This window comes from Actinomycetospora rhizophila, from assembly GCF_042657905.1.
GTDB classification, from domain to species: domain Bacteria; phylum Actinomycetota; class Actinomycetes; order Mycobacteriales; family Pseudonocardiaceae; genus Actinomycetospora; species Actinomycetospora rhizophila.
The window spans coordinates 14,883-39,821 of sequence record NZ_JBHSKG010000008.1 but is presented as its reverse complement, the minus strand read 5'-3'; the positions used below and the strand labels follow the sequence as shown (position 1 = coordinate 39,821).

26 protein-coding genes and 1 tRNA gene are annotated in these 24,939 nt (G+C 73.0%); 14 read left to right on the top strand and 13 right to left on the bottom strand.

The window, feature by feature from the left end; translation table 11 throughout:
* Positions 1-87 precede the first annotated feature (87 nt).
* A complete protein-coding gene (locus ACFPK1_RS16210; RefSeq protein ID WP_378021968.1) occupies positions 88-837 on the bottom strand; it encodes a class I SAM-dependent methyltransferase in 750 nt (249 codons plus the stop codon).
* Positions 827-1,909 (bottom strand): hypothetical protein, encoded by a 1,083-nt coding sequence (locus ACFPK1_RS16205; RefSeq protein WP_378021967.1) that lies wholly within the window; start codon positions 1,907-1,909, stop codon positions 827-829. Before ACFPK1_RS16205 ends, ACFPK1_RS16210 begins: the two co-directional genes overlap by 11 nt.
* A gap of 216 nt (positions 1,910-2,125) precedes the next feature.
* Between ACFPK1_RS16205 and ACFPK1_RS16200 the strand changes: the two genes are divergently transcribed.
* The 8 genes from ACFPK1_RS16200 to ACFPK1_RS16165 all read left to right on the top strand — a co-directional run bounded on the left by ACFPK1_RS16200 (position 2,126) and on the right by ACFPK1_RS16165 (position 7,765).
* Complete coding sequence (locus tag ACFPK1_RS16200) at positions 2,126-2,455, top strand: hypothetical protein (protein WP_378021966.1); 330 nt, start codon at positions 2,126-2,128, stop codon at positions 2,453-2,455.
* A complete protein-coding gene (locus ACFPK1_RS16195; RefSeq protein WP_378021965.1) occupies positions 2,452-2,673 on the top strand; it encodes a hypothetical protein in 222 nt (73 codons plus the stop codon). The genes ACFPK1_RS16200 and ACFPK1_RS16195 overlap by 4 nt, the downstream gene beginning before the upstream one ends.
* Before the next feature lie 205 nt (positions 2,674-2,878).
* Positions 2,879-3,610 carry a hypothetical protein gene (locus tag ACFPK1_RS16190; RefSeq protein ID WP_378021964.1) on the top strand — a complete coding sequence of 244 codons (732 nt, stop codon included), beginning with the start codon at positions 2,879-2,881 and terminating at the stop codon, positions 3,608-3,610.
* Positions 3,603-4,487: an FtsK/SpoIIIE domain-containing protein gene (locus tag ACFPK1_RS16185; protein WP_378021963.1), complete on the top strand. Its 885-nt coding sequence runs from the start codon at positions 3,603-3,605 to the stop codon at positions 4,485-4,487. The genes ACFPK1_RS16190 and ACFPK1_RS16185 overlap by 8 nt, the downstream gene beginning before the upstream one ends.
* Positions 4,484-4,771 (top strand): hypothetical protein, encoded by a 288-nt coding sequence (locus ACFPK1_RS16180; protein ID WP_378021962.1) that lies wholly within the window; start codon positions 4,484-4,486, stop codon positions 4,769-4,771. The genes ACFPK1_RS16185 and ACFPK1_RS16180 overlap by 4 nt, the downstream gene beginning before the upstream one ends.
* On the top strand, positions 4,768-6,291 hold the full coding sequence (locus ACFPK1_RS16175; protein ID WP_378021961.1) for a replication initiator: 1,524 nt from the start codon (positions 4,768-4,770) through the stop codon (positions 6,289-6,291). The genes ACFPK1_RS16180 and ACFPK1_RS16175 overlap by 4 nt, the downstream gene beginning before the upstream one ends.
* A gap of 41 nt (positions 6,292-6,332) precedes the next feature.
* Positions 6,333-6,557 (top strand): helix-turn-helix transcriptional regulator, encoded by a 225-nt coding sequence (locus ACFPK1_RS16170; protein WP_378021960.1) that lies wholly within the window; start codon positions 6,333-6,335, stop codon positions 6,555-6,557.
* Complete coding sequence (locus tag ACFPK1_RS16165) at positions 6,557-7,765, top strand: tyrosine-type recombinase/integrase (protein ID WP_378021959.1); 1,209 nt, start codon at positions 6,557-6,559, stop codon at positions 7,763-7,765. Before ACFPK1_RS16170 ends, ACFPK1_RS16165 begins: the two co-directional genes overlap by 1 nt.
* A 677-nt stretch (positions 7,766-8,442) precedes the next feature.
* Here ACFPK1_RS16165 and ACFPK1_RS16160 read toward each other — a convergent pair.
* Together ACFPK1_RS16160 and ACFPK1_RS16155 are read right to left on the bottom strand one after the other, a co-directional pair.
* Positions 8,443-8,516, bottom strand: a tRNA-Pro gene (locus tag ACFPK1_RS16160).
* A 74-nt stretch (positions 8,517-8,590) separates the two neighbouring features.
* The gene (locus ACFPK1_RS16155) at positions 8,591-9,460 is read right to left on the bottom strand and encodes a CBS domain-containing protein (protein WP_378021958.1); all 870 of its coding nucleotides are present in this window, start codon (positions 9,458-9,460) and stop codon (positions 8,591-8,593) included.
* Between the two features lie 105 nt (positions 9,461-9,565).
* On the opposite strand from ACFPK1_RS16155, the gene ACFPK1_RS16150 reads away from it, so the two are divergent.
* From ACFPK1_RS16150 to ACFPK1_RS16140, 3 genes are read left to right on the top strand one after another with little or no spacing between them, the layout of a single operon-like run.
* On the top strand, positions 9,566-11,065 hold the full coding sequence (locus ACFPK1_RS16150; protein ID WP_378021957.1) for a mannitol dehydrogenase family protein: 1,500 nt from the start codon (positions 9,566-9,568) through the stop codon (positions 11,063-11,065).
* 51 nt (positions 11,066-11,116) lie between these two features.
* A complete protein-coding gene (locus tag ACFPK1_RS16145) occupies positions 11,117-12,322 on the top strand; it encodes an NAD(P)/FAD-dependent oxidoreductase (protein ID WP_378021956.1) in 1,206 nt (401 codons plus the stop codon).
* Positions 12,319-13,278: an RNA polymerase sigma-70 factor gene (locus ACFPK1_RS16140; protein ID WP_378021955.1), complete on the top strand. Its 960-nt coding sequence runs from the start codon at positions 12,319-12,321 to the stop codon at positions 13,276-13,278. Before ACFPK1_RS16145 ends, ACFPK1_RS16140 begins: the two co-directional genes overlap by 4 nt.
* On the opposite strand, the gene ACFPK1_RS16135 is transcribed toward ACFPK1_RS16140, so the two are convergent.
* From ACFPK1_RS16135 to ACFPK1_RS16120, 4 genes are all read right to left on the bottom strand, one after another.
* Positions 13,229-13,801, bottom strand: a complete 573-nt coding sequence (locus ACFPK1_RS16135) for a TIGR03086 family metal-binding protein (protein ID WP_378021954.1) — start codon at positions 13,799-13,801, stop codon at positions 13,229-13,231. The genes ACFPK1_RS16140 and ACFPK1_RS16135 overlap by 50 nt on opposite strands.
* 39 nt (positions 13,802-13,840) lie before the next feature.
* Complete coding sequence (der, locus tag ACFPK1_RS16130; RefSeq protein WP_378022194.1) at positions 13,841-15,223, bottom strand: ribosome biogenesis GTPase Der; 1,383 nt, start codon at positions 15,221-15,223, stop codon at positions 13,841-13,843.
* A 22-nt stretch (positions 15,224-15,245) separates the two neighbouring features.
* Positions 15,246-16,001: a (d)CMP kinase gene (gene cmk / locus ACFPK1_RS16125; RefSeq protein WP_378021953.1), complete on the bottom strand. Its 756-nt coding sequence runs from the start codon at positions 15,999-16,001 to the stop codon at positions 15,246-15,248.
* A gap of 92 nt (positions 16,002-16,093) precedes the next feature.
* The gene (locus ACFPK1_RS16120) at positions 16,094-16,834 is read right to left on the bottom strand and encodes a pseudouridine synthase (protein WP_378021952.1); all 741 of its coding nucleotides are present in this window, start codon (positions 16,832-16,834) and stop codon (positions 16,094-16,096) included.
* 109 nt (positions 16,835-16,943) lie between these two features.
* Between ACFPK1_RS16120 and ACFPK1_RS16115 the strand changes: the two genes are divergently transcribed.
* Complete coding sequence (locus ACFPK1_RS16115) at positions 16,944-17,333, top strand: hypothetical protein (RefSeq protein ID WP_378021951.1); 390 nt, start codon at positions 16,944-16,946, stop codon at positions 17,331-17,333.
* Here ACFPK1_RS16115 and ACFPK1_RS16110 read toward each other — a convergent pair.
* The 4 genes from ACFPK1_RS16110 to ACFPK1_RS16095 are packed head-to-tail and all read right to left on the bottom strand — an operon-like array spanning position 17,330 to position 21,236.
* Positions 17,330-18,808, bottom strand: a complete 1,479-nt coding sequence (locus ACFPK1_RS16110) for a carboxylesterase/lipase family protein (protein ID WP_378021950.1) — start codon at positions 18,806-18,808, stop codon at positions 17,330-17,332. The two genes, ACFPK1_RS16115 and ACFPK1_RS16110, sit on opposite strands and share 4 nt — an antisense overlap.
* A gap of 22 nt (positions 18,809-18,830) precedes the next feature.
* Positions 18,831-19,418: an SMC-Scp complex subunit ScpB gene (scpB, locus tag ACFPK1_RS16105; RefSeq protein WP_378021949.1), complete on the bottom strand. Its 588-nt coding sequence runs from the start codon at positions 19,416-19,418 to the stop codon at positions 18,831-18,833.
* Complete coding sequence (locus ACFPK1_RS16100) at positions 19,415-20,251, bottom strand: segregation and condensation protein A (RefSeq protein ID WP_378021948.1); 837 nt, start codon at positions 20,249-20,251, stop codon at positions 19,415-19,417. The genes scpB and ACFPK1_RS16100 overlap by 4 nt, the downstream gene beginning before the upstream one ends.
* A 31-nt stretch (positions 20,252-20,282) precedes the next feature.
* Positions 20,283-21,236 (bottom strand): ParA family protein, encoded by a 954-nt coding sequence (locus ACFPK1_RS16095; protein ID WP_378021947.1) that lies wholly within the window; start codon positions 21,234-21,236, stop codon positions 20,283-20,285.
* A gap of 248 nt (positions 21,237-21,484) precedes the next feature.
* On the opposite strand from ACFPK1_RS16095, the gene ACFPK1_RS16090 reads away from it, so the two are divergent.
* Positions 21,485-22,723 carry an MFS transporter gene (locus ACFPK1_RS16090; RefSeq protein ID WP_378021946.1) on the top strand — a complete coding sequence of 413 codons (1,239 nt, stop codon included), beginning with the start codon at positions 21,485-21,487 and terminating at the stop codon, positions 22,721-22,723.
* Positions 22,724-22,773: 50 nt separating this feature from the next.
* Here ACFPK1_RS16090 and ACFPK1_RS16085 read toward each other — a convergent pair whose 3' ends face one another.
* A complete protein-coding gene (locus ACFPK1_RS16085; RefSeq protein WP_378021945.1) occupies positions 22,774-23,361 on the bottom strand; it encodes a TetR/AcrR family transcriptional regulator in 588 nt (195 codons plus the stop codon).
* A gap of 99 nt (positions 23,362-23,460) precedes the next feature.
* Here ACFPK1_RS16085 and ACFPK1_RS16080 point away from each other — a divergent pair, with 99 nt between their 5' ends.
* Positions 23,461-24,921, top strand: a complete 1,461-nt coding sequence (locus tag ACFPK1_RS16080) for a cytochrome P450 (RefSeq protein WP_378021944.1) — start codon at positions 23,461-23,463, stop codon at positions 24,919-24,921.
* Positions 24,922-24,939: the final 18 nt, after the last annotated feature.

Sequence of the window (24,939 nt, the reverse complement as noted above, 5' to 3'; positions counted from 1 at the left end):
GGCGAGCAGGTCTTCCTATCGACGTGTCTCGCCGAGTTACAGCCAACGAGTGCTACTCCTTGAATGACGGTAAGCATATCGACTAGGTCAGCGAATATCTGGAATCTCCGCAGCTACGAGCATGAAAAGCGGTTTGACAAAATTCTTTCGCCACCAGTCCGTTCTCAGCAGATCGCCACTGGGGTGCGGCTCCTCCAAGCGGGTGATGACGAAGCCAGCGTCGGTGATGCAGCGCGTGTAGAACTCCAGCGGGCGGAAGCGCATATGGACCTCGTCGGGCGACTCGATCCCGGCGACCTTGAAGGTCTGGTCGACGTGGCGCTCGGAGAAGTAGGTGGTTACCGGGATGGTGCCGGTGGCGTCGCGCTCGGCGTGGGCCGTGTAGAAGCACGGGTGAAGCATGAGCAGCACGAGCCGGCCACCGGGGCGCAGCACTCGGCCCAGCTCCTTCAGTGCGGCGGCCGGGTCGGCGACGTCGCTGATCACGTGGTTGCAAACTGCGGCGTCGAAGGAGCCGTCCGGCTCTGGGATCGCCTCGAGGCTGGCGACGGCGTAGCTGATGCCGTGGCGCTCGGCGTCCGAGTGCTCGCGGGCGGCGTCGATGAGCGCGGCGGAGGTGTCAATGCCGGTTACCTGTGCGCCCCGCTCGGCGAGGAGCCGGCCCATGTAGCCCTCGCCGCATCCGCCGTCGAGCACGCGCGCGCCGTTGACGTCGCCCAAGGCAGCAAGCACGGCGGCGTCGGTGAGATCGGTCCGGTAGCGGTCGAGCTGCTCGCGGATGATCCGCACCCAGAACTCGGCGTTGCTGGCGTAGGTGTCGGTGAGGTCACCACGCACTGTCAACGGGGTCTCCCAAGGTGCCGGGGGTGTCGTCAAGCTCGCGCAGGATAGCCGCGCACGCAGCGGCGGTCCTGGCCTGCCCGCTGCTCTCGGCGCGGGTGCGGAGCCGGCGGCGGAGGTCGTCCCGCTGGAGCCCGAACGTCGGGTCGGTGCGCAGGATCATCGGGATCGACGTCTCGGCCAGGTAGAACAGGTACGCCTCGTTGTAGGTGTCGATCTCGCGCAGGACTTCCTCGGCGGTGTGACGCAGGAGCACCGAGCGCGGCAGGGAGAAGTCGGGCGTCGGCTTCGCGTCGTGGGTGTAGGTCGGGAACGCCCAACCTTCGACCAGGGCAGCGAGGTGCGAGGACTGAACGACGCGGCCGTAGCGCTCGGCCACGTCGAGGTCGTCGGTCGCCATGATCTCGCCGATGATTGAGCTGCGGAACGCCAGTGCCGTGCTGCGGGTGATGTCCCGCTCGCTGACCGTCGACACGATCTCGCCGGTGGCGCGGGTGATGTGGTGCAGCAAGTTCGCCTGCGCGACCATCGCATGAAATGAGTTCTCGCGAGCCGCGAGCCGGTCGACCATGTCAATCGCAGCGGCGACGAGCGGCGCAGGGTCAACGAGAAGCGAGTCGGCGTCGTTGGTCCCGAACACGAAACCGAGCGCGTAATCCTGTCGACGTCCCCAGAATCGCGCTAGATGCGAGGCTGCTTTCCGGACGTCGCCGTCGAGCACGCACGCGGCAGTGTCGAGGGCGTTGCTCAGGTATTGCTCGGGGATGCGTCGTTCCTGGACGAGCCGGCGGAAAGCCTCCTGGTCGACCTGGACGCTGCGCCCGTCGAGCTGATCGGCCAGCCGGGTCCGTCGGTCCGCGAGGGAGAAGCCCAGGACGTACTCGCCGACTCCGGGTAGCACGCTGACCAGGGATTGCAGTGAGCGACCCTTGATGCGGTCGAGCCACTCGGGGTCGTCCCAGAGCCGGCTGACGGTGCTCTCGTCGAGCCCGGCGAGGAAGGCGACATCGGCCATACCGAAGCCTGAGGGCTCGGCGATCCTCGCGAGGGACTTCGGCGCAACCGGCATATCTGCCACCTTAATTGGGCGCTGCAACGCAATTGATTCTACGCAAGCCGTGTGCGTGAAACAAGGCCACTTGTGTGCGCGCAAGTGCCCGGCTCCCACTCAACGCTAGTGCGCACACGAGATGCTATGCGACAACGGCCCGCGATTCTTTGACAGTGGTCACAGCGCCCCGAAGAGATCGGGAAACGCGTTCCGAGTCCCTGGAGGACCGCAGTCATGGCAGCAATCAAGGTGGACATCTCGCAGGACCGCTACAGCGTCGGCTCGGAGCCGAAGCCGAAGACCGACATGCAGGGCCGCCAGCGCACCGACCGCGTCACCGGCATCGGCTTGTCGACCACGCAGCTGGTCAAGATCGGCCCGGAGGGAGCCGAGGTCCTGAACTGCGTGACCGCGGGGGTGCCCGAGGTCAAGGTCGGGGACGAGGTGCGACCGCGCAACCTCATCGCGATCCCCTGGAACCAGGACGGTCGTTCCGGGGTGTCGTTCAAGGCCGACGCCATCGAGGCTGTCCCGGCTCCGGCGGGCAAGGGCGGTGCGACGTGATCCGCTTTCCCACGAAGGCCGAGCAGCGCGAGCAGCGCTGGTCCGGGCTCAACGTCGCCCAGGCGGACGGCCTGGAGTGCGTGATGTGCGAGACCAACTACCTGCACCCCAGCGTCCCGGACCCCGCCGTGCCGCACGTGCCGGTCGGCGTCTCGACCGACACCGGCTCGCAGGTCTTCGCCTGCGCGGGCATCTGCGCCGCCCTGGCCTGGCCCTGATCGCCTGCTCTTGACCGTGGGGGTCGGGGCTGGCTTCCCCGCAGCCCCGACCCCCTCTCGTCACTCGCCTTCTCGGCTTCTTCCTCCCCGGAGTGTTCTGATGGCTCGCTCGACTTCCCGCCCCACGTCCCGTCGCTCGATCCGTGTCGCGCGGACCGACGGCTTCGAACTGATCACCGCACCGGCCACGCATCCCGTAGCCCGCGTGGCCGGCCTGCTGATCCGGCTGCGGGCGGAACTGCTCGCCCTGGTCCTCGGGTTCGCGTTCCTCGCCGCCGCGTACTCCTGGCTGCCACCCGCGGCGGCTTCGGCCGTCATCGCCGTCACCGTGGCCGTGCTGCTCGCGGTGCCGGTCCTGCGCCGCTTCGTGTCGCGTCGCGCGTCGGCGGTGATGACCAGACATCGGCTGCGCCAGGTCCTCGTGGAGCGCCGGTGCCTGAACTTCTCCCGCCACGCCCCGCTGTTCCTGTGGTCGCACCCGACCGAGGTCGGCGAGACCGTCTGGCTGCTGCTCCGCGCCGGCATCAGCCCCTCGGACATCGAGGATCAGGTCGAGTGGATCGCCTCGGGCTGCTTCGCCCGCGACGCCCGCGTCACCCCCACTCGCCGGATGACCGCCCTGGTCAAGGTGGACGTGATCCGCCGCGACCCGCTCGCCCGCGACCTGATCGCCTCCGAGCTGGACGACTGGACCGCCACCACCGGCCAGGCACCCCCGCGCGGCACCGTGATCGTCCCGCCCACCCCGGCCAACCAGCACCACTCCGACACCCGCGATGCCAGCTCGAACGGCGTGCACTTCCCGCGGACCACGCTCGACGAACGTGACGACGTCCCGGTGGTGATCGAGCACCCCGAACCGACACGGTCCGAGCGCGCCGACGACGAGCGGATGGTCGTGCCCGACCGCGGCGGGGACTGGTCGGACTATGTCTGACCCCACCCGTCTCCGCGCGCTGCTGCACGACTGGCTCGACGCCATCCGCACCCCCGCCGCCCTCTGCGACGACGCCCCGGAGCCCTCGGCGCTGTCGATCTGGGACCCGATCCACCTCGGCGTCGACGAGCACGGCCACCCGGTCCACGTCACGCTGGCCTACCGGAACATGTTGCTCGCGGGGGAGCCGGGCGCCGGGAAGTCGGTGGGGCTGAACCTCCCGGTCGGCCACGCCGCCCTGTCGACCGACTGCGACCTGTGGCTCTTCGACGGCAAGCTGGTCGAACTCGGGCTGTGGCGCACCTGCGCCGAACGATTCGTCGGGCCGGACCTCGACGACGCCATCACCGCCTGCCAGGACCTCCAGGCCGAGATGGACCGCCGCTATGACCTGCTCGACACCCACCGCCGACGCAAGATCACCCCGGACGACGCCGCCCACGGGTTCCGACCCAAGGTCGGGGTGTTCGACGAGGTCGCCTACTACTCCGCCACCGTCGGCACCAAGACCCAACGCGAGACCTTCTCGGTGCTCGTGCGCGACCTCGTGGCTCGTGGCCGCGCCGCCGGGATCATCGTCGTCGCGGCCACTCAGCGGCCGTCCTCGGACATCATCCCCACCAGCCTGCGGGACCTGTTCGGCTACCGGTGGGCGTTCCGCTGCACCACCGACTCGTCCTCGGACATCGTGCTCGGCGCCGGCTGGGCCACCCGCGGCCACACCGCCGCCGCTATCGCTCCCGAGGACAAGGGCGTCGGCCTGCTTCTCGCCGAGGGCGGCGAACCCCGACGCATCAAGAGCGCGTACCTGTCCGACGAGCAGGTCTACGCCCTCGCCGACCGCGCTACGGCCCTGCGCGCCGGGAGCACGCCGTGAACGCCCCCGCTCGCGGGGAGGCCACCCAGCTCGCCCTCGATGCCGCCCCGGAAGACGACGGGCGACCGCTGCTGTTCCGGCTGTGCGCGGCCAACATCGCGCCAGTGATGGACGCCGCCGCGATCGTGCTGGTGGTCCGGCTGACCGTGCTTCCCGACACCACCGTGGAGGTGATCCTGTCCCCTGACGAGGCCGACCTGCTCGGTCGCGACCTGCGGGCCAACGCCCGCTATCTCGCCAGCCGTGACCCGAGCATCGACACCTCCCGCTGGGGCCGGCGATGACCATCCAGAGAGATGCCGCCCGGTCGGAGACGGTGGAGGAGCTCGGCAGCCGCCGGCTTGCTCGCGACGTTCGGAGCGCGTCGCTGGCCGAGCTCGCGGCCGCGGTCCGCGACGATCACGACCGGTGGATGAGCCACATCGCCGGCGCCGCGGGCTGCTCACACCCGATCCGACTGGTCGGCAACCTCACCCGCGTCGAAGCCTCCACCGGGCGGATCACCCGCGACACCCACACCTCGGCGATGCCTGACGGGGTGCTCTACACCCCGTGCGGCAACCGCCGCGCGAACGTCTGCCCCGGCTGCGCGGAGACCTACCGGGCCGACACCTACCAGCTCGTCACCGCCGGCCTCGTCGGCGGCAAGGGCGTCCCCGCGAGCGTGGCCGAGCATCCGTGCGTGTTCCTGACGGCCACCGCCCCCTCCTTCGGGCCGGTCCACGCGCACCGCACCGACCGCGCCGGACGCCCCGCGCCGTGCCGCCCGCGCCGCGACCTCGAGCACTGCCTCCACGGCATCCCGCTGGCCTGCTTCACCCGCCACGACGAGAACGCCCCCGAGCTGGGCCGCCCGCTGTGCCTGGACTGCTACGACCACCCCCACCAGGCCGTGTGGAACCTGTCCAGCGGGGAGCTGTGGCGCCGCACCATGATCGCCGCCCGGCGCGGGGTTACCGCCCTGGAGAAGCGCCACGGCATCAAGCTGCGCCTGAGCTACACCAAGGTCGCCGAGTTCCAGCACCGCGGCGCGGTCCACTTCCACGCCCTGGTCCGCCTCGACGGCCGCGACCCCAAAAACACCGAAGCCATCGTCGTTCCCGACGCGCGCGTCGGCGCCAACCACCTCGCGACGGTGCTGCGTCAGGCCATCGAGGACACCCGGTACACCACGCCGCAACACCCCGCGCGCGAGCAGGGCTGGCCGATCGCGTGGGGCGAGCAGGTCGACCCCCGCCCCGTCCGGCTCTCCCGCCTTGACCTGGACGACACCGACAAGATCACCACCGGCGCCGTCGCCGGCTACCTTGCCAAGTACGCCACCAAGGCCACCGAACTCGCCGGCCACACCTCCAAGCGCCTCCAGCACGACACCGTCCGCGACTACGTGCGCCTCGACACCCACCCCGGCCGCCAGATCGACACCTGCTGGCACCTCGGCACCGCCCCCGACGGCCTCGGCGAGGACGCCCGCGAAGACTGGCGAGCGAGCTGGGGCCGGCTCCAGCGCTGGGCGCACATGCTCGGGTTCGGCGGCCACTTCTCCACCCGCTCCCGGCGCTACTCCACCACCCTCGGCGCTCTGCGCCAGGCCCGCCGCGACTGGCGCCGTGCCCACGCGCCGCATCCCGACGAGGACGACGAGCTGGCCGACGAGGACACCACCGAAGTCGTCCTCAACTCACTCGCCTTCGCCGGCATCGGCTGGCACACCAGCGCCGACGCGCTGCTCGCCAACACCTCGGCGGCTCACGCCCGCGCCAGGAGACGTGCCGCCCGCGACGAACTCGCGGACGCTGCTTGACCGCCCGACCACACAAGGACCGCGATCACGAGGACACCGTCATGAACGACTACGACACGATCACCACCGAGGAGCGCTGGTGCTCCACCGAGGAAGTCGCCGCGATGCTCGGGCTCGACCCGTCCACGCTGCGCCGCTGGCGGACACACGAGCCGATCCAGGGCCCGCCGTTCTCCCGGCTCTCGCCCCGGCTGACGCTCTACAGCCTGGCCGACGTCCGGGCCTGGCTCGCGGCACGCAGGATCGACCCCGGGCGGGCGGCCTGATGGCGCCGCAGACGACGCCGATCGGTGTCTCACTCTCGGAGGACATCGAGCACCGGCCGGACCGTCCGACGCCCTACCGGGCCCGCGTGCGGTGGATCGACCCGACAACGAAGAAGCGGGCGTCGAAGTCGGAGGCTTTCGACACCGAGGACGCCGCCCATGCGTGGGTGACGAACCTCCGCGAGGCGGCGATGCGGGGCGTCGATCCGAACGCCGCGACGCTCACCCTCGGGGCCTACGGCGACGCCCACCTGATGCTCGCGTTACGGGGGCTGGAGTCCAAGACCCTCGACCCATACCTGTCGGGGTGGCGCAAGCGCGTTGTTCCCACGCTCGGGCACCTGCCCATCCGCATGATCACCAACGGTGCCGTCGACCGGGCAGTGCACGCCTGGATCGCCGACGGCGCCAGCCGATCGACGGTGAAGAACAGCCTGGCCGCCCTCGTGCGACTCATGGAGCAGGCGTACCGGGACGGGATCGTCGACCGGAACCCGGCCCGGATCACTGGATGGCAGCGCGAGTTCCGGCAGGCAGAGGACGAACTCGACGACCCGCGCTCGCTCGCCCTCCCCCACTGGAACGCACTCGTCCAGCTCGCTGACGCCCTGGTCGCCCGGTCCTCCGGGCAGTTCGCCGGCTGGGGCTGGGTCGTCACCTTCGCCGCGTCCACGGCGGCGCGGATCGGCGAGGTATCCGGCGTGCGAGTCGGTGACATCGACGTCGCGACGTGGACGTGGACGGTCCGTCGGCAGACCACGCCCTCGCCTGGCGGTCTCGTTGACAAGGGAACCAAGGGCAAGCGAGCGCGCAAGGTCCCGCTCATTGCCGAAGTGCGCGAGCTGGTGACCGAGCGGGTTGCGGCCGCCGGCCCGGACCCGACGGCGCGGCTATTCGCCGGCCCTCGCGGCGGACGTATCACGACGGCCGTTCTGCGCGACGCCACACATTGGGACGAGGTGGTCACCGCGCTGGGATTCGAGCACCTGCGCCGCCACGACCTGCGGCACACCGGACTCACGTGGATGGCGGACGCGGGCGTCCCGGTGCACGTCCTCCGGAAGATCGCCGGACATGGGTCGCTGAGCACGACTCAGCGGTACCTCCACCCTGACGCCTCGACGATCGCAGCCGCTGGCGACTCGCTATCGGCGTACCTCGCGGCGCCGAAGCAGGGGCCGACCCCCCGGCTCCGCTCGGTGCAATAGCACGGCGGACGGAACGAGCCAGGCAATGTCACGACACGCCGATGAGCGTCCCACCGTGATGATCTCTCGCGCCCTATCTTCACGTCGACTACGTCTAACTTTTCCCCGGCGCCGTCCGGCGTGTCGGGCCCGTTCTTGTCGGGTCGGCGTGGTCTCCTTCTTCTGCGCCTCCAGTGGCGCACCGTGCGCCACGCAGGAAGGAGGCCGTTCCCCAGGAGGACGAAATGGCAGTGCCACTCGGTACTACGGCAAGGACGGGGCAGAGCTGTCCCGAGAGTGGCGTGTGGGAGGTGGTCGGCACGCCGACCACTACTGCACCGATCGCTCGCAACAACACCATGCCGCCGTACCAGCGCCAGGCCGTGACCTGGCGGCTCAAGAGCTACGCCTAGCAGGTCGGCGTAGAGAAGCAGGAGCGGCTGAGGGGGAAGCCAGCAAGCTCCTGATGCAAGGGCGAGCCCGGATGCCCCGAGGTGTCGATACCACCTCGGGTCATCCGGGCTCGCGCGCATCTTTACGCATGCCGTCGCGCTTGGCGAGCCTGGGTCACTGCCGAGTGGCGGTCCCCAAGTGGTCCCCAGCTCCGGGCACTGCCGACCCCGGACGCGGAAGGCCCGGACAAGAGAAAGGCCCGCTGACCAGCGGATATACCGTGATCAGCGGGCCTGTTCTGCGTGTCGGGACGACAGGATTTGAACCTGCGACCCCTTGACCCCCAGTCAAGTGCGCTACCAAGCTGCGCCACGTCCCGCACCGTCGCTTCGTGCCCGCGACGTGACCACGGTACCCGACGGCGTCGCCGCGTCGGCGGCCGGGGAGGCGGTCTCACCCCTCGCCGGACGCCGGCGCGGTCGCGCGCAGGACGTCGCCCCGGCTGACGATCCCGACCATGCGGTCGTCGGCGTCCAGTACCGGCAGCGTGCGTCGGCGGTTGGCCGCCAGGGAGTGGGCGAGCTCGGGGACGGGACAGGTGTCGCGGACGCACGTGACCTCGCGGGTCATGGCGTCGCCGACGGTGTGCGCCGGCCGGGCGCGGTCGCCCGAGAGCGTGTCGGGGACGAGGTCGGCCTCGCTCAGGATGCCCAGCACATGACCGTCGGCGTCGAGCACCGGCATCGCGGTGACCCGCCGCTCGCGCATCACTGCGGCCGCCGTGGCGACGGGCATGTCCTCGGTGAGGTCGACGACGTCGCCGACGGGGGTCATGATGTCGGCCGCCGTGGGTCCCGTGCGGATCCCGCCCTCCGCCCACGGGCGCCACTCCCGCGGGTCGCGCCGCCGGAGTCGCTGCCGGAACCGGCCCAGCGGCCCGCCTGCCGGCTCGGGCGTGAGCAGGTCGCCCCGGGAGACGACGCCGGCGAGCATGCCGCCCCGCCCGCCCTCGACGATCGGCATCACGCGCAGCTCGCCGTAGTGACGCAGGCGGTGGGCGATGACGCGGACGGTGGCGTCCGGTGCGAGCGAGAGCGGGTCCGGGGTCATCACGTCGCCCACCGTCTCGGGAGAGCGCGGCGAGGAGTCGGCACGCAGGAGGTCGATGGTCGAGACGATGCCGACGAGCCGGTAGCGGCCGTCGACCACCGGGAGGGCGCTGAAGCGGTTCTCCGTCAGGAGGTAGCGGGCACGCTCGATCGTGGTGTCGGGACGGACCGACACCACGCGGCTGGTCATCACGTCCCGGGCACGCAGCACCATGTCCACAGTGTGGAGCGAGTGCGGCCGCAGGTCGCCGGTCGAATCCGCGATCTTGCGGCGCGGTACGGCTGCGTCCGGCCCCCGGTGCACGCCATAGTGGGGACCGTGGCTGCGACGACGCTGACGGCGGCGAACCTGGCAGAACTGCCCGCGGATGTCCCGGGCCCGAGCTACGACCGCGGCGAGGTGTCGGTCGGCATCGTGCACTTCGGGGTGGGCGGGTTCCACCGGGCGCACCAGGCGATGTACCTCGACGAGCTGATGCAGCAGGGCAAGGCGCTCGACTGGGGCATCTGCGGGGTCGGCGTGCTCGAGTCCGACAAGCGGATGGCCGAGGTCACCGCGGCCCAGGACGACCTCTACACCCTCGTGCTCAAGCACGCCGACGGCCGGCGCGAGGCGCGGGTGATCGGCTCGATCGTCGACTACCTCTACGCCCCCGACGACCCCGACGCCGTCCTCGACCGCATGACCGACCCGGCCACCCGGATCGTCAGCCTCACCGTCACCGAGGGTGGCTACCACAAGAACGCGAGCACCGGCGAGTTCGACGACCGCGACCCCGCCATCCAGGCGGACATCGCCGCGGAGCCGGGATCAGCACCCCGGACCACCTTCGGCTACGTCGTCGAGGCCCTGCGCCGCCGCCGCGACGACGGCACCGGCCCGTTCACGGTCATGTCCTGCGACAACATCCAGGGCAACGGGCACGTCGCGCACGCGATGATCACTGCCTACGCGCGGCGGCGGGACCCGGAGCTCGCCGACTGGATCGAGGCCGAGGTCCCGTTCCCGAACTCGATGGTCGACCGGATCACCCCGCGCACCACGGACGCCGACCGCGAGGAGCTCGAGGCCACCACCGGCCTCGTCGACGCCTGGCCCGTGGTCTGCGAGCCGTTCACGCAGTGGGTGCTCGAGGACCGGTTCGCCGCCGGACGCCCGCCGTTCGAGGACGTCGGGGTGCAGGTCGTCGCGGACGTCGAGCCCTACGAGCTGATGAAGCTGCGCCTGCTCAACGCGAGCCACCAGGCGATCGCCTACCTCGGCTACCTCGCCGGCTACCGCTACGCCCACGAGGTCGCGGGCGATCCGCTGTTCGCCGGCTTCACCCGTGCGTACATGGACCGCGAGGGGACGCCGACGCTCGCGCCGGTGCCCGGGGTCGACCTCGACGACTACAAGGCGACGCTGATCGAGCGGTTCGCCAACCCCGAGATCCGCGACACCCTCGCCCGCCTGGCCGCCGAGAGCTCCGACCGCATCCCGACGTGGCTGGTGCCGGTCATCCGCATCAACCTCTCCAACGGCGGGGAGATCGACCGCTCGGCCCTGGTCGTCGCGTCGTGGGCCCGCTACGCCGAGGGCGTCGACGAGGCCGGCGAGCCGATCGAGGTCGTCGACACCGGCCGCGCCGAGGACCGCACCGCCGCCGCCCGCCGCTACCCCGACGAGCCGCTGGCGTTCCTCGCCGACCGCGACCTGTTCGGCGACCTGGTCGACGACGAACGCTTCACGGCCGCCTACCGCGCCCATCTCGACGCGCTGCACGAGCAGGGGGCGCGGGCCACGGTCGAGGAGCTCGAGGCGCGTCTCCCCCACTGAGGTGTCTCGGCGGGGATGTCACAGCCCGGCGCGCCGTCTCGTCGCGTGGGCATGAGTACCGCACAGAACGCTCGCCTCCGGGTCCTGGTCGTCGGCGCGGGCTACGCCGGCACCACCGCGGCCGTCCGCCTCGCCGGCCGGGCCCGCGACCGCGTCGACGTCACCGTCGTCAACCCGCGCCCGCAGTTCGTCAACCGGCTGCGCCTGCACCACGTCGCCATCGGCCGCCCGGTCCCGGCACCGGCGCTGCGCGACCTGCTCGGGGCCGGGATCACCCTCGTCGAGGGGACCGTCGCCGAGCTCGACCCCGACGCCGGCCGCGCCACGGTCACCGAACCCGAGGGCGTGCGCGACCTCGCGTTCGACCGGGTCGTCGTCGCCGCCGGGAGCACGACGACCGTGCCCGTGCCGGGCGCCGAGCACGTGCACGCCGTCGGGGACCTGGAGTCGGCCCGGCGGCTGCGGCCCGCGTTCGCGGCGCTGCCCGCGGACGCACAGGTGTCCGTGGTCGGCGGCGGGTTCACCGGCCTGGAGACCGTCGCCGAGCTCGCCGAGAGCCGTCCTGACGTGGCCGTGCGGCTGGTGACCGGCGGCGACGTCGGCGCCTGGTTCACCCCCGACGGCCGCGAGCACGTGCGCGACACGCTGCGGCGCCTCGGCGTCGAGCTCGTGGACGGCACGCGCGTGCGGGCCGTCGAGCGGGGCCGGCTGGTGCTCGACGGGGGGCACCTGCTGGCGTCCGACCTCACCGTCTGGTGCGGCGGGTTCGCCGCCCCGCCCCTGGCCCGCCGCGCCGGGATCGCGGTCGACGAGCGGGGCGCGGTGCTCACCGACGGGACGCTGCGCTCGTTCTCGCACCCGGGTGTGCTCGCCGTGGGCGACGCCGGGCACGCGCCGGCTCCCGGCGGCGACCGCTACAGCATGTCGTGCCAGTACGCGTTCCCCTCGGCCGCGCACGCCGCCGACCTGCTGCGCGCCGAGGCCCTCGGGCTCCCCGGCGACGACGTCCCCCTCGACCTCGGCTTCACCGCCCGCGTCGTCAGCCTGGGCCGGCGGCACGCCGTGCTGCAGCCGACCACCAAGCAGGACGTCGCGCGGGGCCGGGCGTGGACCGGGCGCGCCGCGGTACTGGCGAAGAACGTGCAGGTCCGGGGCACCGCGCGGGCCGCGGGCGTCGAGCGCCGCCTGCCGGGGGCGATCAGCTGGCCGCACGCCGGGCGGGCGGCGCGGCCCGTCCGCGCTGAGCCGGCCGCGTGAACCGGCTCGAGGAGTTCACCGCGCTGCGACCGCTGCTGTTCGCGATCGCCTACCGGATCCTGGGCGGCGTCGGCGAGGCCGAGGACGCCGTGCAGGAGACGTGGCTGCGCTTCGCGTCCACGCCGACCGAGCCGGCGTCGGTCAAGTCGTTCCTGTCGGCCGTGGTCACCCGGATCGCCGTCGACGTGCTGCGCTCGGCCCGGGTGCGCCGCGAGTCCTACGTGGGCCCGTGGTTCCCCGAGCCGCTGCTGACCGACCCGTACGACGACCCGGAGCGCTCCGCGGAGCTGGCGGACTCGGTGTCGATGGCGGCGCTGCTCCTGCTGGAGCGCCTCAGCCCGCTGGAGCGGGCGGTGTTCGTGCTCCGCGAGGTGTTCGCGTTCGACTTCGCGGAGATCGCCGCCGCGGTGGAGCGGTCGGAGGCCGCGTGCCGCCAGCTCGCGGTCCGCGCACGCAGGCACATGGCCGAGGGCCGGCCCCGGTTCGAGGCCGACCGGCGCGCCCGCGAGGAGCTCGCCGCCCGGTTCGTCGAGGCCCTCACCGACGGCCACCTCGACGGCCTGGAGGAGCTGCTCGCCGCCGACGTCGCGGCGATCGCCGACGGCGGCGGCAAGGGCCCGGCGCTGACCCGGCCGGTGGTCGGCGCGGCCAAGGTGGCCCGCCTCATCGGCGCGTTCGCGGCGATGTTCGACGGCAGCATGCACGTCGAGGCGCGCGAGGTGAACCGGCAGCCGGGCGTGCTCGTCACCGAGGCGGACGGGCACATCGTGGCGGTCATGGCCCTCGACGTCCTCGACGGCCGCGTCCAGGCGATCCGCACGGTGGTCAACCCGGACAAGCTGGTGCACCTCGGCCCGGTCGCCGACGCGTGGCGGCTGCGCGACGAGGCCATGGCGCGCCGCGGGGTCAGCGTGCGGCGGCCACCGGACGACGGGGGTCGCGGCCGGCGAGGGTGAGGACGCGCTCGAGCTCGGTGCTCGCCGCGGCGTCGACCACGGGGCCGTAGAGCCCGGTGCGCGACTCCTGGGGCGCGTGCTCGAACTGGGCGACGAAGCCCTCGACGGCCCCGAGGTCGTCGTCGCGCACCTCGAACCCGATGCCCACCGACTGCGCGAGGTCCCACCCGTGCAGCACCAGCTCCTCGAGCGCGACCACGCCGAGCTGGGCGCGCGGCATCGTCAGCCCGCCGGCGCTGCCCTCGCCCTCCCAGGCGGACGGCGCGGTCCAGGCGGCCGCGAGGTCGGTCAGACGGGCGTCGAGCACCGCACGCCAGTCGGACGGCAGGTCCTCCGGCGCGCCGCCCGCCCCGCCCTCCTCGTGCCGGGCCACGCGGATGAAGTGCCCCGCGAACGCGAGGAGGTGGCCGAGCAGGTCGCGCACCCGCCACTGCCCGCACGGCGTCGGGCGGTCGAGGTCGTCGTCGCCGACCTCGCCGGCCACGCGGACGACCTCACGGGCGGCGGGACCGAGATCGAGCATGCTGATCACCCTTCAGGACTCGATGGTCCTAGGAATGTATCAGCGTTTGCGGCCGCCGCGGGCCCCCTTCTCGCGCACGCGGACGTTGATCTGCACCGGCGTGCCGGTGAGCGGGAAGGTCTCGCGCAGCTTGCGCTCGAGGAAGCGCCGGTAGCCGGCCTCGAGGAAGCCCGAGGTGAACAGCACGAACGTCGGCGGCCGGTTCTGCGCCTGTGTGGCGTAGAGGATCTTCGGCTGCTTGCCGCCGCGGACGGGCGGCGGCTTGGCCGCGACGATGTCGGAGATCCACTGGTTGAGCTGGCCGGTCGGCACGCGCCGGTCCCAGTTCTCCAGGGCCGTGCGCATGGCCGGCGCGAGCTTCTGCACCGCCCGCCCGGTGCGCGCCGAGATGTTGACCCGCTCCACCCAGGGGAACCGCACGAGCGCGCGCTCGAGCTCGCGGACCATCGCGTGGCGGCGGTCCTCGTCGACGAGGTCCCACTTGTTCATGGCGAGCACGAGCGCCCGGCCCGCCTCGGCGACCTGCGAGGCAACACGCAGGTCCTGCTCGCTGATCGGCTCCGAGGCGTCGAGCAGCAGCACGGTGACCTCGGCGGCCTCGATCGCGGCCTTCGTGCGCAGCGAGGCGTAGTACTCGGTGCCCGACGCCTGCCCGACCTTGCGGCGCAGACCGGCGGTGTCGACGAACTTCCAGACCTCGCCGTCGATCTCGACCAGCGAGTCGACCGGGTCGGTGGTGGTGCCCGCGACCGCGTCGACCACCGAGCGGGTCTCGCCGGTGAGCTGGTTGAGCAGGCTCGACTTGCCGACGTTCGGCTTGCCGACCAGTGCGACGCGCCGCGGCCCGCCGGTGAGGTCGACGTCGTCGCGCGGGCTCTGGGGCATCGCGGCGAGCACGACGTCGAGCAGATCGCCCGACCCGCGCCCGTGCAGGCCCGAGACCGGGTGCGGCTCGCCGAGCCCGAGGCGCCACAGCGCCGCGATCTCGCCCTCGCCCCGCGAGTCGTCGATCTTGGTGGCGGCCAGGATCACCGGGCGGTCGGAGCGGCGCAGCGTACGCGCCACGGCCTGGTCGACCGCCGTCGCGCCGACCTGGCCGTCGACCACCAGCAGGATCACGTCCGCGGTGGCCATCGCCGTCTCGGCCTGCGCCGAGATCGCGGCCTGCATGCCCTTCGCGTCGGGCTCCCAGCCGCCCGTGTCGAGCAGCGTGAACCGCCGCCCGTTCCACAGCGCGTCGTAGGCGACGCGGTCGCGCGTCACGCCCGAGACGTCCTGGACCACGGCCTCGCGGCGGCCCAGGATGCGGTTGACCAGCGTCGACTTGCCGACGTTGGGGCGTCCGACGACCGCCAGCACCGGCTGCGCCGGGCGTGCGTCATCACCCTCGATGCCCGTTCCCGTGTCGCCGTCGGCGAGCACAGCGGGCCCTTCCTCGTTCAACTCATCCTCCGTGGGAGCCGACTCCGGCGTCGGCGAGACCGGTGACCAGTCCGCGGTCCTCGGCCAGTTGCTGCAGGCGTGCGAGCACGCCCTCGATGTCGAGCGTCGAGGTGTCGACCTCGACCGCGTCCTCCGCGGGACGCAGCGGGGACGCCGCGCGGGAGGAGTCGAGCCGGTCGCGCCGGGCCAGGTCGGTCTGCGCGTCCGGCGCGTCCGACCGGCCCGCGGCGCTGTCCTCGGCGGTGCGGCGCCCCGCCCGCACGAGCGCCGAGGCGGTGAGGAACACCTTCAGGCCGGCGTCCGGGAGGACGACCGTGCCGATGTCGCGGCCCTCGACCACGATGCCGGCCCCGTCGTCGAGCGCCTCGGCGACGATCCGCCGCTGCTCGGCCACGAGGTGGTTCCGCACCGCGGTGAGCGCCGAGACCGCGGACACCGCGCCGGTGACCGCCGAGCCACGGATCTCGGCGGCGACGTCCTCGCCGTCGAGACGCACGCGCGGCTCGGCCGGGTCGGTCGACACGCTCACGCGCGCCCCGAGGGCGACCGCCGCCACGTCGTCGCTGCCGTCGGCGGTGGTGGCCGCGACGTCGAGCGGCAGCCCGGAGCGCAGCACCGCGAGGGTGACCGCCCGGTACATGGCGCCGGTGTCGAGGTAGCGGGCGTCGAGACGCAGCGCGAGCCCGCGCGCGGTCGTCGACTTCCCCGTCCCGGAGGGCCCGTCGACGGCGACCACCCCGCGCAGTGTCCCGTCCATGACCCGTGTGCCTCCCGAACGTCGAGAACTCTTCGCTCGGAAGACCATTGTGCCCTGCGAACAGGTGTGGTGTCCGCCCCGGCCCGGGTGAGCTACAGCCCCACGGCCCGGTACAGCGAGGCGACCTCGTCGCGGCCGAGCTTGCGCAGCGTGCCGGGGCGCTGCTCGCCGAGCCGGACGTCGCCGACGGCCGTGCGCACGAGGCGCTGGACGGGCTTGTCGACGGCCTCCAGCATGCGCCGCACGATGTGCTTGCGGCCCTCGTGGAGCACGAGCTCCACCATCACCCGCGAGCCCGAGCGGTCGATGACCTTGAAGCTGTCGACCGCGGCAGGACCGTCGTCCAGCTCGACGCCCGCGCGCAGCTGGCGGCCGAGGTCCTTCGCGATGGGCGTCTTGATCTCGGCGACGTAGGTCTTGGGCACCTCGTACGACGGGTGCATCAGCCGGTTGGCGAGCTCGCCGTCGTTGGTCAGCAGCAGCAGGCCCTCGGTGGCCGCGTCGAGGCGCCCGACGTGGAAGAGGCGCTGTCCCTCGGCCTTCTCGAGGACGACGTCGCCGACGCAGCGCCGGCCCTGGTCGTCCCACATCGTCGAGAGCATCCCCTCCGGCTTGTTCAGCGCGAGGTGCACCGTCTCGGCGTCGGTGACGATCCGGGACCCGTCGACGTGGATGACCGCCGTGTCGGGGTCGACGCGGATGCCCATCTCCTTGACGACCTTGCCGTCGACCTCGACGCGGCCGTCCCGCATGAGGATCTCCGCCTGCCGCCGGGACGCCACACCCGCCTCGGCCAGCACCTTCTGCAGGCGCACACCCTCTGACCCGCTCACACCGCTCCTCGTGGTCGATCGCCCTCCCAAGCCTACGCAGGCGTTCTCGTCACATCCGTGGCCCGGGCCGCGACCTGGAGGTGAGGACCACGACGAGGAGGGCCGGACCATGCTCGGACGCAAGACCTTCACCGCCGACGAGATCGACCAGGCGCGCACCGCGGTGCGGGCGGAGGTCGCGGCGCTGCGGCGGCACGACGACCCGGTGCTCGCCACGGCCCTGCTGCTCGCGCTCGACCGCCGCTTCGTGCACCGCATCCGCGCGGCGTCGGGCAAGGACACCAACCCGGTGACCGAGCTGGAGCTCCTCGCCGAGTCGCTGCTCGACCACGGCGGCGTGCTGACCACGAACAAGGTCATCAGGTACGAGCCCGAGCGCTCGGTGCTCGGCCTGCGCCCCGGCGACCGGATCGCCCCGGACGCCGACGCCGTCGAGCGCCTCGCCGAGGCGTTCCTGGCCGAGCTCGCGGTGCGGTTCGGCGAGGTGGCACCGGTCTAACGGACCCCGGCCCAGAGGTCCCGCTCCGGGCCGTCCGGGGTGCCGACGTCGCTGTCGGCGGTGTCGAAGCGACGGGTGGTGGGCGCCGCCGCCGTGTAGCCCGGCCAGCCCGGGTCGCCGTCGCGGGCGAACGCCACCCACGCCGTGCGCATCCGGGCGGCGAGCGCGCGGGTCTCCTCGGTGTCGGGCACGGCGAACGAGCCGGTGTCGACGCGGTCGACGACGTCGAACACGAACGGCAGCTCGCGGCCGTGGCACGCGCCGAGGCCGTCGCCGGAGCCCCAGGCGAACTCGTAGCGCCAGGTCCGGCCGGTGTGGGCGTCGGCGAGGCGCCGCGTGGGGACCACGAACATCCAGTCGGTGCGGATCGCGTCGTGCAGCTCGGCGGGCGTCGTCCCGCGCCCCGCCGCCCGGTAGGCGGCGATCACCCCGTCGGGGTCGGGGTGCAGGCGCGCGGCCGCGGCGTGGAGCACGTCGTCGTCGGGGGCCGGCAGCCCGAGCGCGTCGCCGAGCATGGTGTAGAGCGCCATCTCGTCGCTGTTGGCGCCGACGAGCAGGTCGACGTCGACGGCCGCGCCGGCCGCGAGCGCGTCGACCGGCTGGACGTCGAGCAGGTCGCCGTCGAGCACCGGGCCGAGCGCAGCGAGGCCCATGAGCGGGTCGCGCAGGCCCTGCACGGCCAGGTCGGGCGGGGCGGCGCCGAGCCGGCCGACGGCGGCGACCAGGTCCTGGTCGGACGCCTCGACGAGCCCGGCCGGGTCGCCACCAAGGATCTCGGCGAGCGCCCGCGTCGTCACCGCGGCCTGCGCGGGCGCGAGGACGTGCGATCCGCCGCCGCTCTGCACGATCGCCCGGCGGACGAGGCCGGGCGGCACGGCGGCGAGCAGGTCGGCGATGCTCAGCCCGCCGGCGGACTCGCCGAACACCGTGATCCGGTCGGGGTCGCCGCCGAAGGCCGCGGCGTTGTCGCGGACCCACTGCAGGGCCGCGATCTGGTCGTGCAGCCCGCGATTGGCGACGACGCCGGGGATCGCGGCGAAGCCGGGCACCCCGAGCCGGTAGTTGACCGCGACGACGACCGCGCCCTCCCGGGCCAGCCGGGTGCCGTCGTAGGCGCTCGCCCGGGACGCGCCGAGGGTGAAGGCGCCGCCGTGGAGGAACACCAGCACCGGCAGGCCGCCGTCCCCGGTGTCGGGCGTGCGGACGTCGGCGGTCAGGTAGTCGTCGCCGGGCACCCACCCCGGCCCGGTGACCGGGGTCAGGTCGAGCGTGCCCGGGCCCCGGGTCGGCAGCTGGGGCGCGGTCGGACCGTGCGCCGTGGCGTCGCGCTCGCCGTCCCAGCGCGCGGGCTCGGGACGCGCGAACCGCCGCTCCCCCACCGGCGCGGCGGCGTACGGCACGCCGAGGAAGGACGCGACACCGTCGGCGACGACGCCCCGGACCGGACCACCCGTGGTCTTGCGGATCTCTGCCATCGAGATCAGGGTGCCCTGTTCGTCACTCGTCGATGTCGTCCACGTCGGGCAGCAACGGGGCGATCGGCGGCAGCTCGTCGATCGACTGCAGGCCCAGGCGCTCGAGGAACAGCTCGGTGGTGCTGTAGAGCGTGCCGCCGCCGATGTCCGTGCCCGCCTCGATGATCAGTCCGCGGGCGGCGAGCGTGCGCATGACGCCGTCGACGTTGACGCCGCGGACCGCCGCGACCCGCGAGCGCGTCACCGGCTGGCGGTAGGCCACGACGGCGAGGGTCTCAAGCGCCGCGCGGGTGAGGCGGGTGCGCTGGCCGTCGAGGACGAAGCGCTCGACGTAGGGGGCGAAGCGGTCGCGGCTGTAGAGCCGCCAGCCCTCGCCGGTGGCGCGCAGCTCCATGCCGCGCTCGCGCTCGGTGTACTCGGCGGCCAGCCCCTCCAGCGCGGCCTTGACGCGCGCGACCGGCTGGCCGAGGACGTCGGCGAGCTGGTCGGTCGGCGCCGGCGCGTCGACCACGAGCAGCACGGCCTCGAGCGCCGCGGTGAGCTCGACGTCGGACGCGAGCGGCTCCTCGAGGTCCTCCTCGAGCGCCCGCAGCGGATCGGGTTCGCTCACTCGTCCTCCCCGGTCGCGCTGAGGTCGTCGGCCGAGCTCCGCTCCGCTTCGTCGGTGGCGCTGCCCGCGTCACCCCCGGGCGCCCAGCGGACGCGCAGCTCGGCGAAGGCCTCGGGCTGGTCGAGGGCGACGTCGCGGGCCCGGTAGAGCTCGAGCACCGCGAGGAAGCGTCCCACGACCTCGATGCCCTGCTCGCAGTCGGCGACGAGCTCGGCGAACGTCGCGGTGCCCTGCGCCTGCAGTCGCCCGGCGAGGATCGTCATCTGCTCGGGCACCGACACCGTCGAGGCGTGCAGGTGGTCCAGGCCCACCGTCGGGGGCGGCTTCGGGCGGAACACCGCCGCCGCGAGCTCGGCGAAGCCGTCGGCGTCGACGCCCAGCTGGACCGGCGGGAGCATCTCGGCGAACCGCGGCTCGAGGGTCACCGCGCGCGGGTAGCGCATCCGCGCCGAGCCCTCGAGCTCGCGGAACAGCGCCGCGACCTGCTGGTAGGCCCGGTACTGCAGCAGCCGCGCGAACAGGACGTCGCGCGCCTCGAGCAGCGCGAGGTCCTCCTCGTCCTCCACCTCGGCCTGCGGCAGGAGCCGTGCGGTCTTGAGGTCGAGCAGCGTCGCCGCGACGACGAGGAACCCGGTGGTCTCCTCGAGGTCGGCGTTGTCGCCGAGCGCGGTGGTGTAGGCGATGAAGTCGTCGGTGACGCGGGACAGCGCCACCTCGGTGACGTCGAGCTCGTGGCGCCCGATCAGTTGGAGCAGCAGGTCGAAGGGGCCGGTGAAGTTCTCCAGGCTGACCTGGAACCTCGCGCGCTCCGGGGCCTCGGGCGACAGTGTCACGGTCCGGCTCCGACAAGCTTCGCGTCCGGGGTCACCGGGCGATGACCTCTCGCGCCAGCGCGCGGTACGCCTCGGCGCCGGTGGAGCGCGACGCCCAGCGGGTGATCGGCTCACCGGCGACGGTGGTCTCCGGGAACCGCACGGTGCGGTTGATGACGGCGTCGAAGACGAGCTCGCCGAACGCCTCGACGACGCGGGTCATCACCTCGCGCGTGTGCAGCGTGCGCGGGTCGTACATGGTGGCCAGGATGCCGGTGATCTCCAGCTTGGGGTTGAGCCGGTCCTGCACCTTCTCGATCGTGTCCATCAGCAGGGCGACCCCGCGCAGGCTGAAGAACTCGCACTCGAGCGGGATCAGCACGCCGTCGGCGCAGGCCAGGGCGTTGACCGTCAGCAGGCCGAGCGAGGGCTGGCAGTCGACGAGGACGTAGTCGTAGCGGTCGAGCACCGGGGCGATGGTGCGGCCCAGCGTCTGCTCGCGGCCGACCTCGGTGACCAGCTGGACCTCGGCGGCCGAGAGGTCGATGTTCGACGGGAGCAGGTCCATCCCCTCGACCGACGTCGGGCGGATGACGTCGTCGATCGTGGTGTTCCGCTCCATGATCAGGTTGTAGATCGTGGTCTCGAGCTGGTGGGGCTGCACGCCCAGGCCCACCGAGAGCGCGCCCTGCGGGTCGAAGTCGACCAGCAGCACCCGCCGGCCGTACTCGGCGAGCGCGGCGCCGAGGTTGATCGTGGACGTCGTCTTGCCGACGCCGCCCTTCTGGTTGCACATGGCCAGCACCGTGGCGGGCCCGTGCCCGTCGAGCGGTCCCGGGACGGGGACGTGCCGGCGCGGGCGCCCCGGGGGGACCTCGCCGGAGGGTTCCGTCGCCGCGTCGGAGCCGCCACCGCTGCGCCGGCGACCCTGCTCCGGGGACTCCTCGCTCGCCCGCCCGTCCGCCTGCTCGTCCGACGACCAGAGGACCGGCTGCGGGTTCGACATCGCGTGTCCCTCCCTCGCGTGCCCGGCCGTGCGCTCGTGCGATCAGCCTAGGAGTCGGCCCCGGCGGGTCGTCGCGCGACTCGCCGAGCAGGACGCGCGCCACTCCGCTGTCGTCACCGACGGCCACGTCGACGGCCCGTTCTGTCACGATCTTCCGATGAACGGAACCAGCGGAGACGCCACCGTGTGACCGCTCGCATACTCTCCGCCCACTGTCGCCCCCCGTCGACACCACGAGGACGTGAGCGATGACGACCCGACAGACCGATACCGCGGGCCCGCGCGCCGCCACCGCCGGCTGGGTGCGCCCCCTGTGCTGGTCGGCGGTGGCCCTGGAGGGCTTCGACCTGGTGGTGCTGGGCGTCGTGCTGCCCGTGCTGCTGCGCGACCCCGCCTGGGACCTCGACCCCGCCGGCGCCTCGGTGGTGGTGACCGTGGGGCTGCTCGGCGTCATGGTCGGCGCGCTGGCCGTGGGGCCGATCGCCGACGTCATCGGCCGGCGGGCCACGATGATCGCCACGGTGGCCGGGTTCTCGGTGCTGACGCTGGCGTGCGCGTTCGCCCCCAACCCCGAGGTGCTGGGCGTGCTGCGCTTCCTCGCCGGCATCGGGCTCGGCGGCGTGCTGCCGGTGGCGCTCGCCCTCGTCGCCGAGTACGCCCCCGCCGGGCGGGGCAGCAGCTCGACCACGATCCTCATGACCGGCTACCACGTCGGCGCGGTCGCGACCGCGCTGCTCGGCATCCTGCTCATCCCGTCGCTCGGCTGGCCGGCGATGTTCGTCGCCGGCGCGATCCCGGCGGTGATCCTGCTGCCGCTGATCATCATGCGCCTGCCCGAGTCGGCCGAGTTCCTGCAGCGCCGGGGCGCGAAGGACTCGAGCTGGCGCCGCGAACGCCGCAACCCGCTGACGACGCTGTTCCGCGACGGCCTGGCCCGCCCGACCATCGCGTTCTGGATCGCCTCGTTCATGGGCCTGCTGCTGGTCTACGGGCTGAACACCTGGCTGCCCGAGATCATGCGCTCGGCGGGCTACGAGCTCGGCGCCGCGCTCGCCCTGCTGCTCGTGCTCAACGTGGGCGCGATCCTCGGCCTCCTGCTCGCGGGCACCGTCGCCAACCGGATCGGGGTGCGGCCCGCGACGATCGCGTGGTTCGCGGCCGCGACGCTGTTCCTGGCGCTCCTGTCGATCCGGCTGCCCGGCATCGGGGTGTACGTGAGCGTGCTGCTCGCCGGCATCTTCGTGTTCTCGGCGCAGGTGCTGGTCTACGCGTACGTCTCGCAGCTCTATCCCGCGGAGGCGCGGGGCACCGCACTCGGCACGGCGAGCGGCGTCGGACGGCTCGGCGCCATCGCCGGCCCGATCCTCGGCGGCGCGCTGCTCCAGGCCGGCGTCGCGTACCCGTGGGGCTTCTACGCCTTCGCGGTCGTCGCCGCCCTCGGCGCCGTCGGCGTCGCCCTCGTCGGCCGGGCCCCCTCCCCCACGTAGGCCGTTCGACGGACGTGAGCGAACTTCGGGGCAATAGCCCCGAAGTTCGCTCACAGGAGGAAGCGGACCAGGGTGGTCGCGATCTGGTCGGCGACGACCTCGGGCGGGTGCAGCGGGAGCACGACGTGGCTGATCGTCAGCCGCGCGGCGACCTCGGCCGCCGCGGACGCCGTGGCCGCGTCGAGCTCGGGGCGGCGGCGCTGCAGGAACGCGGCGGCCCGGTCGCGGGCGGCGGTGATCAGCGGCTCCGCCTCGCTGGTCAGCAGGGGCAGCAGGTCCCCGGCGTCCTGGCCGGTGAGCAGCACCCGCAGCAGCGGGTCGTGCGCCACGGTGTCGAGCGTCGTGCGCACGGCCTCGACCCACGCCCGGTACAGGTCGTCCTCGCCGTCGAGCGCCGCCTCGAGCCGGGCCAGGAACTCCTCGGTGCGCCGCAGCACCAGCGCCGCGGCCAGCCCCTGCTTGCTCGCGAACTCGTTGTAGAGCGTCTGGCGGCTCACCCCGATGCCGTCGGCGACGTCCTGCAGGCGCAGCCCGCGCCAGCCGCCGGCGACGAGCAGCTCGGCCGCGCGCTCGAGCGCCTCGTCGCGCACGAGGCCCCGGGTCCGGTCGGCGAAGGTCCTGGGCGGGGAGGCGGGCACGGGCCCGAGACTAGACGTTGATGCGCCGCGCGTCTCGTCCGTGGACACGATCCCGATTCGTGTCTAACGTGCGCACCACCCGGTGTCCTGGAGGTGGCCGTGTCCCTGGTCCGTACCGCGACGGGCGAGCGCCTGTCGTCCGTCGTCCTGACGCCGATGCCCGCGGGCGTCGACCGGCGGCTGTTCGAGAAGACGCGCCCGCGCCGCGTCGAGCCGCTCGCCGCGCCGCCCGCCGGGTCGGGGCTGACGGCCGTCCCGGGCGACGCCGGACCCCCGCTGATCGGGCACACGCTGTCCTACATCCGCTACGGCAGCACCTTCACCCGTGCCCGCCACGCCGCGCTCGGCCCGGTCTCGTGGTGCGGGTTCGTCGGCGAGCACGTCGTCATCGCCGCGGGCCCCGACGCCACGCACCAGGTGCTGACCAACCCGGACAAGGCCTACTCGCAGGACGGCTGGCGCTTCCTCGTCGACGACTTCTTCCACCGCGGGCTCATGCTGCTCGACGGCGACGAGCACCGCGTCCACCGCCGCGTCATGCAGGAGGCGTTCACCGCGCCGCGCATCCGCGGGTACGTCGACCGCACGGTGCCGGTGCTGCGCGAGGCGATCCCGACCTGGCCCCGCGGGCAGCAGATCCGCATCTACCCGATGCTCAAGAGCCTGACCCTCGACGTCGCCACCCACGTGTTCATGGACGACCGCTCGGGCCCGGAGGCCGACGCCGTCAACCAGGCGTTCATGGACTGCGTGCAGGCCGCCAGCTCGATCGTGCGGCGCGACCTGCCCGGCACGCGCTACCGCGCGGGGCTGCGCGGACGCGCCCTGCTCGAGCGCTACTTCACCGCGGCCCTGCCGGCCAAGCGGGAGAGCGACGGCGACGACCTGTTCGCCGCGCTGTGCCGGGCGCGCACCCCCGAGGGCGAGGCGTTCTCCGACGCCGACGTCGTCAACCACATGATCTTCCTGATGATGGCCGCCCACGACACCTCGACGATCACCAGCGCCGCCGCCGCGTACTACCTCGCCGCGCACCCGCAGTGGCAGGAGCGGGCGCGCGCGGAGTCGCTCGCCCTCGGTGACGGCCCGCCCGACCTGGCCGCCCTGCAGTCGCTCACGACCCTGGACCTCGTCATCAAGGAGTCGCTGCGCCTCGCCGCGCCGGTGCCCGTGGTCATGCGCCGGACGACGAAGGACACCGCGCTGCTCGGTCACTTCCTGCCGGCGGGCCAGCTCGTCATGGCCGCCGGCGCGACCAACCACCACGACCCCGCGATCTGGACCGACCCCGACGTCTTCGACCCCGAGCGCTTCGCCGAGCCCCGCCGCGAGGACAAGGCCCACCGCGACGCGTGGATCCCCTTCGGCGGCGGCGTGCACAAGTGCCTCGGCATGCTGTTCGGCTCGCTGGAGGTCACCGCGATCCTGCACGAGCTGCTGCGCCACCACCGGATCACCGTCGCGCCGGGCTACGAGCCGCGCTGGGACAACACCTCGCTGCCCGTCCCCGCCGACGGCCTCCCCCTGCGCCTGGAGCGCTGGACTGATCGGACCATGTGAGCGAAATTCGGGGCTATA

What these genes read in the sequence shown, in the direction of transcription:
- ACFPK1_RS16115 (WP_378021951.1), top strand. Translation starts at nt 16,944, where the DNA reads ATGCTCGGACGCAAGACCTTCACCGCCGACGAGATCGACCAGGCGCGC.
- ACFPK1_RS16095 (WP_378021947.1), bottom strand. Translation starts at nt 21,236, where the DNA reads ATGTCGAACCCGCAGCCGGTCCTCTGGTCGTCGGACGAGCAGGCGGAC.
- ACFPK1_RS16110 (WP_378021950.1), bottom strand. Translation starts at nt 18,808, where the DNA reads ATGGCAGAGATCCGCAAGACCACGGGTGGTCCGGTCCGGGGCGTCGTC.
- cmk (WP_378021953.1), bottom strand. Translation starts at nt 16,001, where the DNA reads ATGGACGGGACACTGCGCGGGGTGGTCGCCGTCGACGGGCCCTCCGGG.
- ACFPK1_RS16175 (WP_378021961.1), top strand. Translation starts at nt 4,768, where the DNA reads ATGACCATCCAGAGAGATGCCGCCCGGTCGGAGACGGTGGAGGAGCTC.
- ACFPK1_RS16135 (WP_378021954.1), bottom strand. Translation starts at nt 13,801, where the DNA reads ATGCTCGATCTCGGTCCCGCCGCCCGTGAGGTCGTCCGCGTGGCCGGC.
- ACFPK1_RS16200 (WP_378021966.1), top strand. Translation starts at nt 2,126, where the DNA reads ATGGCAGCAATCAAGGTGGACATCTCGCAGGACCGCTACAGCGTCGGC.
- ACFPK1_RS16185 (WP_378021963.1), top strand. Translation starts at nt 3,603, where the DNA reads ATGTCTGACCCCACCCGTCTCCGCGCGCTGCTGCACGACTGGCTCGAC.
- ACFPK1_RS16145 (WP_378021956.1), top strand. Translation starts at nt 11,117, where the DNA reads ATGAGTACCGCACAGAACGCTCGCCTCCGGGTCCTGGTCGTCGGCGCG.
- ACFPK1_RS16170 (WP_378021960.1), top strand. Translation starts at nt 6,333, where the DNA reads ATGAACGACTACGACACGATCACCACCGAGGAGCGCTGGTGCTCCACC.
- ACFPK1_RS16155 (WP_378021958.1), bottom strand. Translation starts at nt 9,460, where the DNA reads ATGGTGCTGCGTGCCCGGGACGTGATGACCAGCCGCGTGGTGTCGGTC.
- ACFPK1_RS16205 (WP_378021967.1), bottom strand. Translation starts at nt 1,909, where the DNA reads ATGCCGGTTGCGCCGAAGTCCCTCGCGAGGATCGCCGAGCCCTCAGGC.
- ACFPK1_RS16090 (WP_378021946.1), top strand. Translation starts at nt 21,485, where the DNA reads ATGACGACCCGACAGACCGATACCGCGGGCCCGCGCGCCGCCACCGCC.
- ACFPK1_RS16165 (WP_378021959.1), top strand. Translation starts at nt 6,557, where the DNA reads ATGGCGCCGCAGACGACGCCGATCGGTGTCTCACTCTCGGAGGACATC.